This window comes from Arthrospiribacter ruber, from assembly GCF_019343195.1.
Classification (GTDB): domain Bacteria; phylum Bacteroidota; class Bacteroidia; order Cytophagales; family Cyclobacteriaceae; genus Arthrospiribacter; species Arthrospiribacter ruber.
On record NZ_RPHB01000002.1, the window covers coordinates 657593 to 672414 of the forward strand.

General features: G+C 41.9%; 14 protein-coding genes. 5 read left to right on the forward strand and 9 right to left on the reverse strand.

Features of this window, described 5'->3' with window-relative positions; translation table 11 throughout:
• The first annotated feature begins 60 nt into the window (after nucleotides 1-60).
• From EGN73_RS05755 to EGN73_RS05770, 4 genes are read left to right on the forward strand one after another with little or no spacing between them, the layout of a single operon-like run.
• The gene (locus EGN73_RS05755; RefSeq protein WP_219287571.1) at nucleotides 61-1134 is read left to right on the forward strand and encodes a mannose-1-phosphate guanylyltransferase; all 1074 of its coding nucleotides are present in this window, start codon (nucleotides 61-63) and stop codon (nucleotides 1132-1134) included.
• Entirely contained in the window at nucleotides 1134-1475 is a 342-nt protein-coding gene (locus EGN73_RS05760) for a nucleotide pyrophosphohydrolase (RefSeq protein ID WP_219287572.1), read from the forward strand. The genes EGN73_RS05755 and EGN73_RS05760 overlap by 1 nt, the downstream gene beginning before the upstream one ends.
• 35 nt (nucleotides 1476-1510) lie before the next feature.
• Nucleotides 1511-2053, forward strand: coding sequence for a hypothetical protein (locus EGN73_RS05765; protein WP_219287573.1), 543 nt, complete (start codon nucleotides 1511-1513; stop codon nucleotides 2051-2053).
• Nucleotides 2050-2196 carry a DUF2256 domain-containing protein gene (locus EGN73_RS05770; protein ID WP_219287574.1) on the forward strand — a complete coding sequence of 49 codons (147 nt, stop codon included), beginning with the start codon at nucleotides 2050-2052 and terminating at the stop codon, nucleotides 2194-2196. Before EGN73_RS05765 ends, EGN73_RS05770 begins: the two co-directional genes overlap by 4 nt.
• Nucleotides 2197-2215: 19 nt before the next feature.
• On the opposite strand, the gene EGN73_RS05775 is transcribed toward EGN73_RS05770, so the two are convergent.
• From EGN73_RS05775 to EGN73_RS05790, 4 genes are all read right to left on the reverse strand, one after another.
• On the reverse strand, nucleotides 2216-4648 hold the full coding sequence (locus EGN73_RS05775) for a zinc-dependent metalloprotease (RefSeq protein WP_219287575.1): 2433 nt from the start codon (nucleotides 4646-4648) through the stop codon (nucleotides 2216-2218).
• Nucleotides 4649-4712: 64 nt separating this feature from the next.
• Nucleotides 4713-6806: a ComEA family DNA-binding protein gene (locus EGN73_RS05780; protein WP_219287576.1), complete on the reverse strand. Its 2094-nt coding sequence runs from the start codon at nucleotides 6804-6806 to the stop codon at nucleotides 4713-4715.
• Nucleotides 6803-7618, reverse strand: a complete 816-nt coding sequence (locus EGN73_RS05785) for a PorV/PorQ family protein (RefSeq protein WP_219287577.1) — start codon at nucleotides 7616-7618, stop codon at nucleotides 6803-6805. The genes EGN73_RS05780 and EGN73_RS05785 overlap by 4 nt, the downstream gene beginning before the upstream one ends.
• An 84-nt stretch (nucleotides 7619-7702) precedes the next feature.
• Nucleotides 7703-9151, reverse strand: a complete 1449-nt coding sequence (locus EGN73_RS05790) for a BamA/TamA family outer membrane protein (RefSeq protein ID WP_219287578.1) — start codon at nucleotides 9149-9151, stop codon at nucleotides 7703-7705.
• A gap of 69 nt (nucleotides 9152-9220) precedes the next feature.
• Between EGN73_RS05790 and yidD the strand changes: the two genes are divergently transcribed.
• Nucleotides 9221-9442 carry a membrane protein insertion efficiency factor YidD gene (gene yidD / locus EGN73_RS05795; protein ID WP_219287579.1) on the forward strand — a complete coding sequence of 74 codons (222 nt, stop codon included), beginning with the start codon at nucleotides 9221-9223 and terminating at the stop codon, nucleotides 9440-9442.
• Here the strand turns inward: yidD and EGN73_RS05800 are convergent.
• From EGN73_RS05800 to EGN73_RS05820, 5 genes are read right to left on the reverse strand one after another with little or no spacing between them, the layout of a single operon-like run.
• Nucleotides 9424-10548, reverse strand: a complete 1125-nt coding sequence (locus EGN73_RS05800; RefSeq protein WP_219287580.1) for a prolipoprotein diacylglyceryl transferase — start codon at nucleotides 10546-10548, stop codon at nucleotides 9424-9426. The two genes, yidD and EGN73_RS05800, sit on opposite strands and share 19 nt — an antisense overlap.
• Nucleotides 10549-10590: 42 nt before the next feature.
• Nucleotides 10591-12438, reverse strand: a complete 1848-nt coding sequence (nadE, locus tag EGN73_RS05805) for an NAD(+) synthase (RefSeq protein ID WP_219287581.1) — start codon at nucleotides 12436-12438, stop codon at nucleotides 10591-10593.
• A 45-nt stretch (nucleotides 12439-12483) separates the two neighbouring features.
• Entirely contained in the window at nucleotides 12484-13224 is a 741-nt protein-coding gene (gene rnc, locus EGN73_RS05810) for a ribonuclease III (protein ID WP_219287635.1), read from the reverse strand.
• 1 nt (nucleotide 13225) lies between these two features.
• Nucleotides 13226-14479, reverse strand: a complete 1254-nt coding sequence (fabF, locus tag EGN73_RS05815) for a beta-ketoacyl-ACP synthase II (protein ID WP_219287582.1) — start codon at nucleotides 14477-14479, stop codon at nucleotides 13226-13228.
• Nucleotides 14480-14500: 21 nt separating this feature from the next.
• Entirely contained in the window at nucleotides 14501-14737 is a 237-nt protein-coding gene (locus tag EGN73_RS05820) for an acyl carrier protein (protein ID WP_008629501.1), read from the reverse strand.
• Between the last annotated feature and the right edge of the window lie 85 nt (nucleotides 14738-14822).

Below are 14822 nucleotides of genomic sequence, written 5' to 3' on the forward strand. Positions count from 1 at the left end.
ATCTATTTATTCAAAAGTGACTTTTGCATAAACAATTGATGACTAACTTACCCTCCACAGATGCAAGAAAAAACCTATATCGTCATCATGGCCGGTGGAATCGGTTCCCGGTTTTGGCCATACAGCCGTAATAATAAACCCAAACAATTTCTAGATATACTAGGCACAGGAAGAACGCTATTACAGATGACCTTTGATAGGTTTTCCCAAATTGCTCCTGCGGAGATGTTCTATGTGGTAACTAACAAACATTACCTGACCCTGGTAAAAGAACAACTTCCTGACATTCCAGAAAACCAGATTCTCACCGAACCACTCCGCAGAAATACAGCCACCTGTGTGGCTTATGCCAATTATAAAATCTCCAAAAATGATCCGCATGCCAAGGTAATCGTGACTCCGGCAGATCACCTGATCGTGAGAGAGGACAAATTCCATCAAAAGATCGAGTTGGCCTTAACAGCTTGTAATGGCAACAACAAATTGATCACCATAGGAATCAAACCAAACCGCCCCGAAACGGGCTATGGATACATCCAATATATTTCCGATCCCAACAATCATATAAAAAAAGTAAAAACCTTTACTGAAAAACCTAATCTGAAATTGGCCAAAACCTTTTTGGAAAGTGGGGATTTTGTTTGGAACTCCGGCATGTTTGTATGGAAAGTGCAAAGTGCCTTATTTGCTTTTGGCAAATATATGCCAGAAGTAGCAGAGGTATTCGAAGAGGGAATGGCCTTCTACGACACAGAAAAGGAAGAAGAGTTTATCAAAAAAGCTTATTCTCTGGTCAAAAACACTTCAATTGATTATGGGATCATGGAAAAATCCGATGAAGTGTACATGGTACTGGGTGACTTCGGATGGTCTGACCTTGGTTCTTGGATGAGTCTACACGAAAACAGAAAAAAAGACCCTGACAACAATGTGGTTGAGGCAAACGCCATCCTCTATGAAACACAAAACTGCTATATCAAAGTAGACTCCCAAAAACTGGTAGTAGTTCAGGGACTTGACAATTATTTGGTAAATGAAAGTGAAAATGTATTACTGATCTGTAAACTGGATGCAGAAAAAAAATTCAGGACATTTGTCAGTGATGCCAAAAACAAAGGAGAAGATTACGTCTGATGAAAAACCAAGAAATCACCATATCCCAAGCCCAAAAACTTGTAGATGAATGGATCAATACTGTAGGCGTAAGGTACTTCAATGAACTTACCAATACCGCTATTCTGATGGAGGAAGTGGGCGAAGTAGCCAGGATCATGGCCAGAAAATATGGAGAACAATCCTTCAAAGATTCCGATAAAGATAAAGACCTAGCTGATGAAATGGCAGACGTGCTATGGGTGCTGATCTGCCTCGCCAATCAGACGGGTGTGGACCTTACTCAAGCCCTCAAAAAAAACATGGAGAAAAAAAATGTACGGGACAAAGACCGGCACCGGCAAAACAATAAACTCAAGTAGCCGTTTTTCATTTGTGATCAACCTGGAATGATAAAATGAAAATTCTCTATCCCATCCTCCTAGGAGCATTTTTTTTATTTATAATCTCTTCTTGTGGAGACAATCCCGAGGCTCCTCCGCGGTTTTATTATGGAAATTACAACCTGGAAGTAATCACAATGGAGCAATCCATTGACCTCAATGATGACGGAGCATCATCCACCAATTTCAAAGATCAGGTTGCTTCTTTAACTGGTGAATTTAACGATAGAATGACTTTTTTACAGGGAGATGAAGATCAGATGTTTTTCTCCATATACCTTCCAAATGTACTTACAGAACAAGGAGGTGTCCCTATCATTCGTTACCCTGCCGAAAATCTGACCTTGGAAGTGGCACTGGAAGAAGAGAATAACCAATTTCAATTACTCAGCCAACAACCGCCTAACCCGGATAATGGTGAAATTGTCTCCATCGAACTTTTAGATCAACTACGCATAGAATTCAAGGTCAACAAATCCCTTTACGACTTTGAAGCCAATGAGTGGGTCGATGTGCAGGTCAATTATTTATTCGTTCGCGGCTTGATCGAAACATGAAAAAACAACACCTTCCTACAAAAATCTGCCCAGTCTGTAACCGTTCATTTATGTGGAGGAAGAAATGGGAAAAGAACTGGGAAATGGTAAAATACTGCTCAAAGAAATGTGCAGGAATAAAAAGTAATAAAGGGTTGACCTAAGCGTCAACCCTTTATTTTTTCAAAATTCAAAATCACAGAAAATCTCATCAGAACCTATAGGTGCCCCATCCGGAACATTCAGAGAAGAGGGAGTAGACAGTTCCTCGGGCAATCTCAGGAAGGCTGTGATCTTATCTGACAAATACTTGTCATGAGCAGAAATGCCTGATTTCCCTTTTTCTGTTTCGGATTTTCTATTTTTGATCTGGTCAAGTTTTGCTCTCACTTCCGCTTTCACTAAAGAGCTCGCGCCGGCATCTTTGGATAGTTTGATCAGGTGATCCACCAGTTTGTTTTCAATCATCAAAGCAATCTGTCCTTGGTAATCTTCACTTATCTGATTTCTCACAAGAGAGGATGAAAGCTTATCCAGGTATGCCCCAAAAGACGGAAGACCGGATTCAAATGCTGCCTGCTGAGCAAGTCTGTTTGTCCTTCCAGCTTCAAGCATAAAGCCCAATGCCATATCCACCACATTTTCAGCCGGAGCAATAGGGTCAAAATTAAGCCCTGTCCGTGAAGGGAAGGTCTCCCTGTTTCTGGAGTACCCCATCGGTCGTGGCGGAATATGGTCTATGACCTGTTTGGGCAATACAAGGTTTTCAGGAGACAAAGCCTTAAGCAATGCATCAATCGCCTCATTTTGAACCGAAGCACTGAGCCTTTTCTGATTACGCTGATTATCTCCTTTGACCTTGTAAGTATAATCCAATCCTCCGATCAGTTTTGCGGCAGCCTCTATCTGATACCTGTGCATCAGGTAAAGTGGTACAAGAACTTCTTCCATCAGAGCCTCCGGTTGGCCATCTTCGATCGTATTTTTCCCGAAGGTTTCCAACCTTGACTTTCTGATTTCCATCAGGCGCAGCAACTCTTCCGGAGCGGATTCACCATTGGACCAAAGGTGTGCTTTGGGGTGGCTTCCACTGGGATGCCTTGCGTCCACATCAGAAATAAAAGTATGTCCTGCAGCATAAGTATCTTCAAGGATCTGATTTAGGAATTTCTTCTCATCTTCCCCTTCCGGAGTGATGGCATAGCCATATTTCACTGCCCATTTGTCCCAATCTCCTATTTTGTCATCATAGGCTTTGGAAAAATCCAGATTACCCGAACCATCCATAGTGATGTATGGATAGGGATAGTCCATTACTGAAGCCCTATCTGTTGGCGCTGAAGCGTAAGCATGTGCAAGTCCTATGGTATGGCCAATCTCATGAGCAGATAATTGTCTCAAGCGGGCCAAAGCCATTTCCAGCATTTTAGGGTCAGCTGGCTTTCCATCCTCAAAGGGCTGCAACAATCCTTGTGCAATAAGGTAATCCTGTCTTACCCTCAAAGATCCAAGAGAAACATGTCCCTTAATGATTTCACCTGTTCTTGGGTCTCTGACTGAAGACCCATAGGACCAGCCCCGAGTGGACCTATGCACCCATTGGATGACATTGTATCTTACATCCATCATATCTCCATCTTCCGGCATCAATTCTACTCGATAGGCATTTTTAAAACCTGCCGCCTCAAAGGCCTCGGCCCACCAGTTCCCGCCTTCCAAAAGGGCTGATCTGACAGGTTCAGGTGTACCTCTATCCAAATAGTACACAATCGGCTTGATCGGTTCTGAGACCTCTGCATTGGGATCTTTCTTTTCGAGCCTGTGTCTTGAAATCAGCTTTCTCACTATTGGCTCTCCTATAGCTGTGGTGAAATCCATGTATGAAACATGAAAATATCCTGATCTGGGATCAAATTCTCTTGGCTGATAACCATCATCAGGAAGTTCGATGAAGGAATGTCTTTGTCTTACAGTGACTGCTTCAGGAGATGGGGTAACAGACCGGATATATCCACCACTAGGTGTACCTGTCAGGGTGACAATGGCCTCCACCTCAGAGTTCTTCGGAAAATTCTTGGTCATGGGATAATGAATCGCACTTCTCGACGCATCCGGCCTATAAGTTCCCTGTTTGGCATTACCCAATTTTTCACCCACCATATGGGCATCCTGTAGATAAAACGAAGTGGCATCTACCAAAAATTTGCCTGAATTGTGATCTGCAATTTCAAAACCCCAAACTACAGATTCTGCAAATGCATCTTTCACTGCTTTGGTCTCATAAGGATTGTCCGTATGTGAAGCACGGAAGTCATAATTTTTGTGAACAAGAAGAATTTTGTTTCCCGCTTTTCTGAATTCTACCACTCGGGTCCTGCCCAACTGTCCACGATCAAGTCCAAGGTCATTGGATCCTACCCCGGCAGGCAAGGAATTTACATAGAGAAATTCATAGTCAAGCTTGTCAATTTCCAGATAAATCTTCCCTTTATCTTCATCGGTGTAAAAAGTGAAGAAACCCTCCTTTTTTTCAAGTTTGGACTTATCTATGGTCTGTGACAACACTGGCAGTGAGACCAGCAGCAGCAAATAAAATAGTATAAAGGTTTTTTTCATAATTCGGTGGTTTTATGCCCAATTTATCAAAAAACATCTTTTACATATTTACCGATTGTAGAAATTATCTATTGAACTGATACCTCACCTGAAAAACGGTTTCAGTAAGCCGATTGCCTGACACCTGCTGCAGCCCGGTACCTATACTTTCCCGGTCTGTATATTGGGTTCTTGAAAATCTAGCCCAAAGCGTAAGCTTATTGCTCAACTTATACTGCCCCAAAATATAATACCGCAAGCCCTGCCCATGCAGAGCTGGTATAGAAAACAACCAGAGGACATTTCTTTCGAATAAAAATTGTCGGTTGTCAAAATCATCCGTATCAAAAAGCGCAAAACGAGTGCTGATTCTCCATCGTTGAAAATCAGCATTCAGGTCCTGAGAGATGGCAAACCCTGAAGTCCTTCGTTGATTGAATTGGAAAGAAGAACCCATAACCCTTGACTTGATACTCCAATTGGGATGTAAACCATAGTCTAGGTTGAATACATAGTTCCATCTCCTACCCTGATCGAGCAAATATGGAGACTGAAATCCGGGATAATCACTGATATTGCGGGCTTTGGATTCTTCTCTGATCTGAAAAAAGAGCAGGGCTTTTCGCTGAGGGCTATAGGAAATCCTACTGAGCCATTCGTAGCCTTTTGAAGGGGCATAGGTACGGAACCTCAGCCATGGAAATGTAAACTGATCGTAGTAAAATGACCAGTTGAATTTCCGGTCCGGTTTAAAATTTAGTCCTAGGTATAAACCTCGCTCATTGATGGGCCTGGAACCTTCCGTGAAAGCATTACCGTAAAAGCTATGAAAATCCCGATCAAAATCCCTCCACAAAACTGACATGGAAAGCTTGGGGTGAAGACTTCCCATCATCCCCAACACAGTCCCTCTGCCCCCACTTTTTGATTGTGCCGTCTCACCAAAAAAGAAATAGTTTTGATAATTGTAAGCAAAATACAAGCTGTAGAGGTGGTTTTCCCTTCCAATGAACTCGAATTGATTGTACACCTGAGGCCTTCTTTCAAAGGCTTGACTGAATCTGGTCGCGAGGACATTGGCTCCCAGTTGCAAGTTTTTCCTTTTATTTTGAAAATGCACATTTGAACCTATATTCTGTTCTCTTGCCTGTCTTCGGTAGCTTATCTCAGTCGGGGTTCGATGCAGGCCAGAACTCTGAAGTGAGGTTATAATTGCTTCTTCTCTCTCAAGGGTATCCAACCTTACCGCCACATTTCCATCCCTAGGCGCGTCAGAAGCCATTAAGGTGAGAGAAATGGGGCCCATTTGATAAGTTGCTGCTCCTCCCCTGAAAAACCCAAATTCCAGCGCTGAGGTGTATGGCCTGATTCCGACAGTACTCCTCCTGACTGTGGTAATGGTTTCACCACCTTTCCCCACCGCGAATCCGGCTCCAAAAACCAGACCTTGTCCTGTCTGCATCTGATAATCACCTAGTGTGACAGCCTTCCATTTACCTTGGTTATAAACAGTGAAATGGTAGGAAAAAAAGTTAAACCCATACCTTCTTGTAGCCGGTTCCCAAATGAACTGTTCCCCCGGATCTTTATCCAAAGTAAAACCAAGGCTGAAATCTTTGCTATGCTGGATCCTGAACCTGGCGTATAGGTTATTGGGATCACCCAAATACCTGCTGGTAAGTCTACCATTGCTTAGCGTATCAGGAGGAGTAAAACCTCTTCTTGTTTCCCAAACCCTGTTTTGCCTAAAAATAAAGTAGGCGTCACGGCTATTTGCAATCCTCTCCCAAAGTGATCCCTGATGTTTTTCTGAACTTTCCAAAATGACAAATGGAAGTATTTTTTGGATAGTCTCAAGGTCGAACCCGGGAATAGCCTGTAATTCATATAAGGAAATCAGATCTCCTAAGTGATCTCGGTATTCGAAAAAGCTATTGACCTGAGCTGGACTGAGTATAAAAATTGACTTAAGCTCTTCAGGATTAGTCTTGTTGAGATTGATTGGATTGAGCAAGAGCTGGAGAATATTTTCATACAAATCTTCATAATCCTGATCTTCTCTCTGCATACCAAACAGGTCTTCCACAAGCATCTCTGTGTTGATCTCGCCTTTTCGGTAAGTCTGTGCAGATACCAGGCAATAACAAAAAACCAGCGTCAAAGTCAGCCAGAGTTTCATTTCTTTGAAAAAAGATAGTTAAATGAAAAATGCTGAGTGCTACCCAAATATGGGTTCTGGTTGACAGCAAAATCTATATGAAAAAGCCTGTTTTTGAAGCCAACACCAAAACAAAGCCTACTGGGGTGATTGTTGACACCTGCTCTTGCCCATATCTTCTCATGGATACTGTATTCAAGGCCGACTCTGAGAACCGGAGGCAACAAGAGATCTTTTTCAGCTTCTATATTTACCGTCACGGAAGTAGAGGGACGGTAAGAAATGCCTGCCTGAACAGTGGTCGGTAGCTGATCCTCAGAATTATTACCGAATTTTGACCCGGTAAGATTGTAAATATGTGCTCCAAAAAACAACTCAGGTGTAAGCTCTGCCACTCCTCCAAATTCCACCACAGCCGATCTTCCTGTACCAAATCCTTCTATACTGGTCTGAAAATAACTGACTTTTGCTCCTACACTGGCGATTCCTAGCCGTTGGGAAACACCCATTCCTATCTGGCTTTGGGAAAACCACTCCTCACCATATGTCGACATTGAAATTCCATAGGCCAGCTTTTCAGTCTTGAATACTGCACCTGCTGCCAAAGTAGTAAGTTCACTCAATTGACCCCTATGATCGTATGCAAAAAATACCTGGGAATGGTCTATACCTGATAAAGCACCAATATTATTGAAAATGCTCCAGGCATCCTGTAAGGTCACGTGAGCATTCCCCATTCCCATACTTCTTCCGCCTTTGGGCAAAAGGTCAGATTGGGCATAAACCAAATGAACAATAGACATCAACCAATATGTCAAAAAGTATTTTGCCATAAAAAATCCATTGAAAAATGAATTTAGGTGATATTTTTTTAGGTAAAAAAATATAAACGGATAGTAAACGGATAATTATCCGGATCAGAACGGGGCCCTTATATTCAGGAAAAATGCTCCTTCATTCTGACTATTGATGGAGTATTCGAGTCGAAATACCATATCGTAAAGCGTCACCAAGTCCAATCCCAGACCATAGCCAAAGAGGTATTGATTGGTAAGTCTAACATTTTCGGGAATATTATTCCTGTCATTGACATAGCCATGGTCAAAGTTGGCTGAGAGATACAGTTTGATCGGGAAATAGGCAAATTCTTCCAAAGGCACAAAATCCCCGATATTATAGCCCAAATCCAGAAATTTAAACCTAAGGCTGTTTTTATGGACCAATACCTGTTGACCTTCCACCACATTCAATTCGTACCCCCGGATAAAATATGGGTTATACCCTATCCCCCTTACCAAAGTGAAAGGCTGCCTTTGACCAAAAAAAGCATTGAACGAAAGACCACTGACCAAGTGAATTTTATCGTTGAACTTGGTGTATTTATTGGCATTCATGGTGAACTCCCAATCCTGCACATCATCTCCTCCAAATAGTCCATACCTGGTCAAAGCCAGGTTGAGCAACTGTCCTTGGGTGGCATATAGGATATTGTCCCTTTTATCATGTCTGTAATTGTACCTCAGCGCAAAATACTCCAAGGAATTGGACCCGTGGATAAAAAAGTCAGGGTTCTGGGTAAAAACATCATCGTCAATCCAGGTATTGGTATAACCTGCTGTGACATAATGAAAGTTGTAAAAACTTCCCCTGTAAGTATAAGTAAGAGAAGCTGACCTGTTCCTTCTTAGAATATCCTCATCTTCATTGCTGTAAAAAATCTGCCTGTTATCAGAAGACCTAACCTGAAGATTTCTTTGGGTAAAATACATACCCTGAATGGCAAGCCCGTGTTTTTGTTTTTTGTCAATGTAGGGCTTGCTGTAGAGCACCTCGAAGGTTCTGATGAAGCCCATCTGCCCTCCTATCCTTAGTCTCTCATTTCTTCCTCCCACATTATTATGGACAAGTCTTCCACCGTAGTTGATCCGGGACAAATCCCTGTTTTGGTTGGTCCACCATTCCGCCAGATTTCGGTCTGCAAGGTTGAGGATTATATTCGGTATAATGTACCAGCGCTCGGTGACCGAGACGAGCAATTCTATCTGTTCGGTATCGGTAAACAAAGGAGTGATCTCTACTTTATTGAAAAGCTGAAGGTTATACACCTTCTTTTGATCTTCCTGCACCAAAGAAATAAATTCTTCCCAGTCATACTCTATTCCTCTTTGCAGATCTATTTCCCTTAAAATGATGTTTCTTTTGGTCTTTTTGTTGCCAATTACAAAAATGTTGTTGATGACTACTTTGTCTGGTGTTTCAGCTGGAAAAGCAGGTGCCTCATTTTGTCCAATTGCAATAAATGGCAATAACCAACCCAGCCAGATGACTGAAATCAATTTAAAATATGGACGCAAAGAATTTATCACCTACTTTGTTTATGTTTACTCGGGAACTTAATTAGCTAGGATTCCTTTTTGTTTTCAAATACTATCATCTTGAAGACCCTAATCAGAAAGATCGCCATTTTACCGGTATTGTTTTACCAATATCTGATTTCCCCCCTATTCCCTCCTGCTTGCAGGTATACTCCTACCTGCAGCCAATATACGAAGGAGGCCATCTTAAAGCATGGTATCTTCAAAGGAGGCTGGCTGGGTATTAAGCGCATCGCCAGTTGTCACCCTTGGGGCGGCCATGGTCATGATCCCGTTCCTTGAGTATTTTCAGGTTTTAGCCCTTTTTTCAAAGCCAAAACTACCAGAACAAGCCCACCAACAACCAAAGGTATACTCAGCGTCTGTCCCATATTGAACTGAAGCCCTTCCTCAAATTCCACCTGATTTTCTTTGAGAAATTCCCAGATAAACCGCATTCCAAAAACTGTAATCAGGAAAAATCCCAAAAACAAACCATCCGGAATTCTGGATTGATAACGGTACCAGGCAGCAAATAATATTAAAAATATAATGAAGTATGATGCAGCTTCATAAATCTGGGTAGGGTGCCGTGCCACGCCGAATGTATAAATGGTAGCCATGTAATGATCTCCCTTATCCTGTACCTGAAAATTGAGAGGGGTGTCCGGATTTTCCGCAAGGTATTTTTGCGAACTCCTAAACCTTGTCAGGACATATTTAACATCCGTTTCCAGAGTCCTTTTGAGATCTGCTTCTTCGTAAGCACCTTTTTCTATTTTGATGTCAAAATTTACCGGAACAATACCGCTCCCTTTCAATTCTCCTTTTCTTTCTTCTGGTTTGTAAGCATTTACATCTACCACTGGGATACGCAATGTTTCAAGAATCTCTTCTGCGTCTCTGGCAAACACAAAGCCACTATCACTCTCTGTAGGTTTACCTCCAATTTCGGAATTCATCAGATTGCCTATACGGATCATGGCACCGACCATCGCAGTAACAATGACTATCCTGTCTACTACCCAAAGGTAACTCTGGGTAGGGATCTTTCTGGCATATAAGTACAAAGCGATAAGAATGGCTATTGCCGCACCATGACTGGCCAATCCCCCTTCCCAGACTTTCAAGATATCAATGGGGTTGCTGAGGTACTTTTCTGGCTCATAAAACAAAACATGCCCTAGACGCGCACCTATGATGGTAGACAATACCATATAAATCGTCAATCTGTCAACCAATCTTGGATCCTGACCTTCCTTCTTGTAGAAGTAAATCATAATCTGTTGAGAAATGATAAAACCTAGGGCAAAGAGTAAACTGTACCATCGCAATCTATCAAAACCCGAAAAAACAGCAGGATTGGGACTCCAGACAATATAATTAAGTACACTTTGTATGCTTAGCATGATTCAAATTTTAGGATTCTTATGCTGTGAAATTACCTTATTTTAATAATTATCCAATTCTTTTAACTCTTCTTCAAACCCTCCTGAAAGGATTGGGAACCTATACCAGGTTTTGGGGTCTACATTGAATTCATCCAAATGAAAGGAAGGAGCAAGTCTTTCTCTTTTCCATTGATTTCTGGACCAAAGTCTGAAAAACTTTCTTACATAGTCTTTCAGAACTGAAGATTCCACCTCCAGCTCATCTTTCAGAATCAGGTAAACGTCCATTGGGGACCTTCTGTCACGAATTGCCAATTTTTCTATTTCTACTATTACTGAATAAGGCATCAAATCCTTTTCATCAGTCTGTTGATTGTCAGAGGGCCTTAGCTCGGCGGTCGGCTGAAGGTTGTTGACTTTATGCAAGCCTTTGTAGCCCAAAGTTACTTCCGCCCATTTCAGCCACTGAATGACAAAGTACTTGTCCACTGCGGCGATGGGGGAAATACTCCCGCTCGTATCTCCATCCATAGTAGTATAGCCTACATCTCCTTCGCTTCTGTTGGATGTACTGAGAAGTAAAGCCTGATTAATATTTGCAAGCATCCAGATAATCGGAGATCTTGCCCTGGCCTGAATATTTTGAAGGGTAATGTCATCAGTTTTCCAGTGAAGCCTTCTTCCGATGGCCTTTTCAATTTTTTCCGTATAACCCTTCACTTCATCACTGATTTCCCAATGCCTGAAAACCGCCCCGATACTTTCCGCCAATGTTTTGGCAGATTGAAAGGTAGCAAAAGATGAGTTTTCAGATGCCTGATATGCAGTGGTAAGTAATTTTCCTACGATTTCTTTTTTGGTATTTTCGCTAGTAGGAATGTATGTCAGTCCAAGCTTGTTCATAAAAACCGTTAGACCCAGTTCTTCTATTCCACGCCTGACCATTTCGGCTACCAAAACCGCAATAGTCGAGGAATCTGCACCTCCGCTCAAAGAGAGAACGAAGCCTTTACTCTTACTCTTTCTCAGGTAATCAAAAAGACCTAAAGAAGCTGCTTGGACAAACTCCTCATTCTTATCCACTTCGGACTCTAAAGACAGATCAGATTGAATTCCTTTAGGTACCTCAAAATATTTCACTTGGAAATCCTTGAAGGACAAAAGGGTATTCTTGAGCAGAAGCCTCCCTTTGTCAGCTACCATTATCTCTCCATCGAAAATCATTCTTCCGGATTCATTACCCAAAAGATTGACATAGAAATAAGTCGCATTAAACAGCTGAGAGCTCTTACAGACCAATTCTTCCCTCAGCTTGGTCTTACCCATGGCAAAATGACTAGCAGAAGGATTAAATATCAACTGGACATTTCTGTCCCTTAATCTAAAGCCTGGTCTGACGTCTCCTCTCCAAGCATCCTCGCAAATTTCAAAACCGTATTTATAACCGCCCTTTTCAAAAACCAAATCGCCCATAGGTACAGAATGACCAAGGAAATCAAAAGAAATTACTTCACCGGCCTGCCAAGGCGTAAACCACCGGAATTCGTAATGCACACCATCAATGGCCATGAATTGTTTGGCAACAATCCCTTTGAGCTGATGGTCTTCGATGATGGCCATGCAGTTGTAAACCTTTTCCTGTATTCTGATCGGAAGACCAACTGCCACGGTGATACCTCCACAAAAAGGCAGCAGTTTTTCCAGCTGCTTTACAGCTTTCTGAGGAAACCAATAACTCAAAAAGAGGTCTTCACTTCCGTATCCTGTAATGGCCAGTTCGGGAAAACATATCAGGTCTGTGTTGTCTGCTTTTGCCTCCTTGATGGCGGATTTGATATGTTCCAGGTTACCCTTCCAGTCCAGAGGAGTTTGATTGAGGGTAGCACAGGCTATTTTAATACTTGACATAAAATCTTCGGAAAACCAAAAAACACCAAATCCAAAGATAGTGTTCTAGCTGGCGATATTAAGTTTTTCACAGGCATTTTTAGCAGCTTCCTGTTCAGCTTTTTTCTTTGTGGCACCTTTTCCTTCAGCAATGGCGTCTCCATTAATACAAAGCTCGACCACAAACTCTTTGAACCTTTGATTCCCTCTTACTGTAACCATTTTAAAATCCACTTCTTTACTTTCCTTCTGTGACCACTCAATGATCTTACTTTTAAAGTTGGTAGTGGTACTGATGATATCATCCACATCAAAATGTATGATGATTCTCTTTAGAATGAATTTTTTACAAAAATAATAACCTCGGTCCAAATAGACGGCACCTACAAGTGCCTCCAAGGTATCTCCAAAAATCGACTTATGGGCACTGAGATTTTTTCCTTTGTATTCCTTTTCAATAATTTTAGAAAGGCCAATCTTGATGGCAATCTGATTGAGGGCTTCTCTATTGACCATTCTGGATCTTGTCTCCGTCAGAAAACCTTCATCTCTGAAAGGGAATTTCAAAAATAAAAATTCAGCTACTACAGTTCCGAGGACAGCATCTCCAAGGTATTCAAGCCTTTCGTTTGAAATTTTAAGTCCATTGATACTTTCATCTGAAACCGAAGCGTGCTTTAATGCAAGTTTATACAGGTTCAAATTAAAAGGCTTGCTGCCCACCATATGTTTGATGGAGGCAGCAAGCCATTTGTCATGTTTGGAATAAAATATCGCTTGTAATCGGAGTAATCTGGATAGTCTCAATTTACTCACTTATTTTTTTGAAAATGATGGAGGCATTGTGTCCACCAAATCCAAATGTATTGCTTAGTGCAGCCCTGACTTCCCTATTTTGCGCTTTGTTGAATGTCAGGTTCAGTTTAGGGTCAAATTCCTCATCATCGGTAAAGTGATTGATGGTAGGAGGTACAAGACTGTGTTGAATTGCCAGAATAGAAGCTATAGCTTCTACTGCACCGGCTGCACCCAACAAATGACCTGTCATTGATTTGGTACTGCTGATGTTGAGATTATATGCGTGCTCTCCGAATACTTTTTGGATGGCTTTGATTTCACTGACGTCGCCCAAAGGAGTAGAAGTACCATGCACGTTGACATAATCTATATCTTCGGCCTTAAGGCCTGCATCTTCCAGGGCAGCGTTCATCACATTGCTTGCACCTGCACCTTCCGGATGAGGGGCAGTCATGTGATATGCATCAGCGGTCATTCCTCCACCTACCATTTCGGCGTAGATTTTGGCACCACGGGCTTTTGCATGCTCATAGTCTTCCAAAATCAAACAACCAGCCCCTTCACCTAAGACAAAACCATCTCTGTCTTTGTCAAAAGGCCTTGAAGCTGTAGTAGGGGAATCATTTCTTTGCGAAAGGGCTTTTAGGGCATTGAAACCTCCAACTCCTGCTTCTGTGATGGTGGCTTCAGTACCACCGGTCACAAAGACATCCGCCTTGCCCAATCTGATGTAATTAAATGCATCAATGATGGCATGTGTGGCGGAAGCACAGGCTGAAACGGTCACAAAATTAGGACCCATAAAGCCGTATTTTATTGAAATAAAACCTGCACAAATATCGGCGATCATTTTAGGGATGAAGAAAGGATTGAACCTCGGGGTTCCATCTCCTTTTACGAAATCAGTCACCTCGTCCTGAAAAGAACGAAGTCCTCCGATTCCCGATCCCATGATTACACCAGCACGGTGAAGGTTGGTTTTTTCTAGATCAAGTCCTGAATCAACGATTGCCTGATCTGCGGCAATCATACCCATCTGGGTAAAAAGATCCATTTTTCTCGCCTCTTTTCTATCAATGAACTGGTCAATTTCAAGTCCTTTGACTTCACAGGCGAATTGTGTTTTGAAAAGAGAGGCATCGAATCTAGTAATAGGCGCAGCACCGCTCACACCATTTGACAGACCGTTCCAATATTCATCGACGGTATTGCCAATTGGTGTAAGGGCACCTAAACCTGTTACTACAACTCTTCTTAAATTCATAAATGAATTGTAAGTGATTTATTATTTAACGTTTGCTTCCAGATAGCTGATAGCTTGGCCAACAGTGCCGATTTGCTCAGCTTGATCGTCCGGAATGGAAATGTTGAATTCTTTTTCGAATTCCATGATGAGCTCTACAGTATCTAGAGAGTCAGCACCTAGGTCGTTGGTGAAGCTTGCCTCAGGAGTTACTTCAGATTCTTCAACGCCCAACTTATCTACGATAATGGCTTTTACTTTTTGTGCTATTTCAGACATTTTTTGAACAGTTTAATTTAAAACACTTCGCAAAGAAATATATTTATAACCTTATTGCCAAAAAAATAGGGGAAGTAAATTCAAG

Excerpts from the sequence above, each read along its gene's own strand:
- EGN73_RS05755 (WP_219287571.1), top strand. The coding sequence starts at position 61 with ATGCAAGAAAAAACCTATATCGTCATCATGGCCGGTGGAATCGGTTCC.
- EGN73_RS05760 (WP_219287572.1), top strand. The coding sequence starts at position 1,134 with ATGAAAAACCAAGAAATCACCATATCCCAAGCCCAAAAACTTGTAGAT.
- EGN73_RS05765 (WP_219287573.1), top strand. The coding sequence starts at position 1,511 with ATGAAAATTCTCTATCCCATCCTCCTAGGAGCATTTTTTTTATTTATA.
- EGN73_RS05770 (WP_219287574.1), top strand. The coding sequence starts at position 2,050 with ATGAAAAAACAACACCTTCCTACAAAAATCTGCCCAGTCTGTAACCGT.
- EGN73_RS05775 (WP_219287575.1), bottom strand. The coding sequence starts at position 4,648 with ATGAAAAAAACCTTTATACTATTTTATTTGCTGCTGCTGGTCTCACTG.
- EGN73_RS05780 (WP_219287576.1), bottom strand. The coding sequence starts at position 6,806 with ATGAAACTCTGGCTGACTTTGACGCTGGTTTTTTGTTATTGCCTGGTA.
- EGN73_RS05785 (WP_219287577.1), bottom strand. The coding sequence starts at position 7,618 with ATGGCAAAATACTTTTTGACATATTGGTTGATGTCTATTGTTCATTTG.
- EGN73_RS05800 (WP_219287580.1), bottom strand. The coding sequence starts at position 10,548 with ATGCTAAGCATACAAAGTGTACTTAATTATATTGTCTGGAGTCCCAAT.
- nadE (WP_219287581.1), bottom strand. The coding sequence starts at position 12,438 with ATGTCAAGTATTAAAATAGCCTGTGCTACCCTCAATCAAACTCCTCTG.
- fabF (WP_219287582.1), bottom strand. The coding sequence starts at position 14,479 with ATGAATTTAAGAAGAGTTGTAGTAACAGGTTTAGGTGCCCTTACACCA.
- EGN73_RS05820 (WP_008629501.1), bottom strand. The coding sequence starts at position 14,737 with ATGTCTGAAATAGCACAAAAAGTAAAAGCCATTATCGTAGATAAGTTG.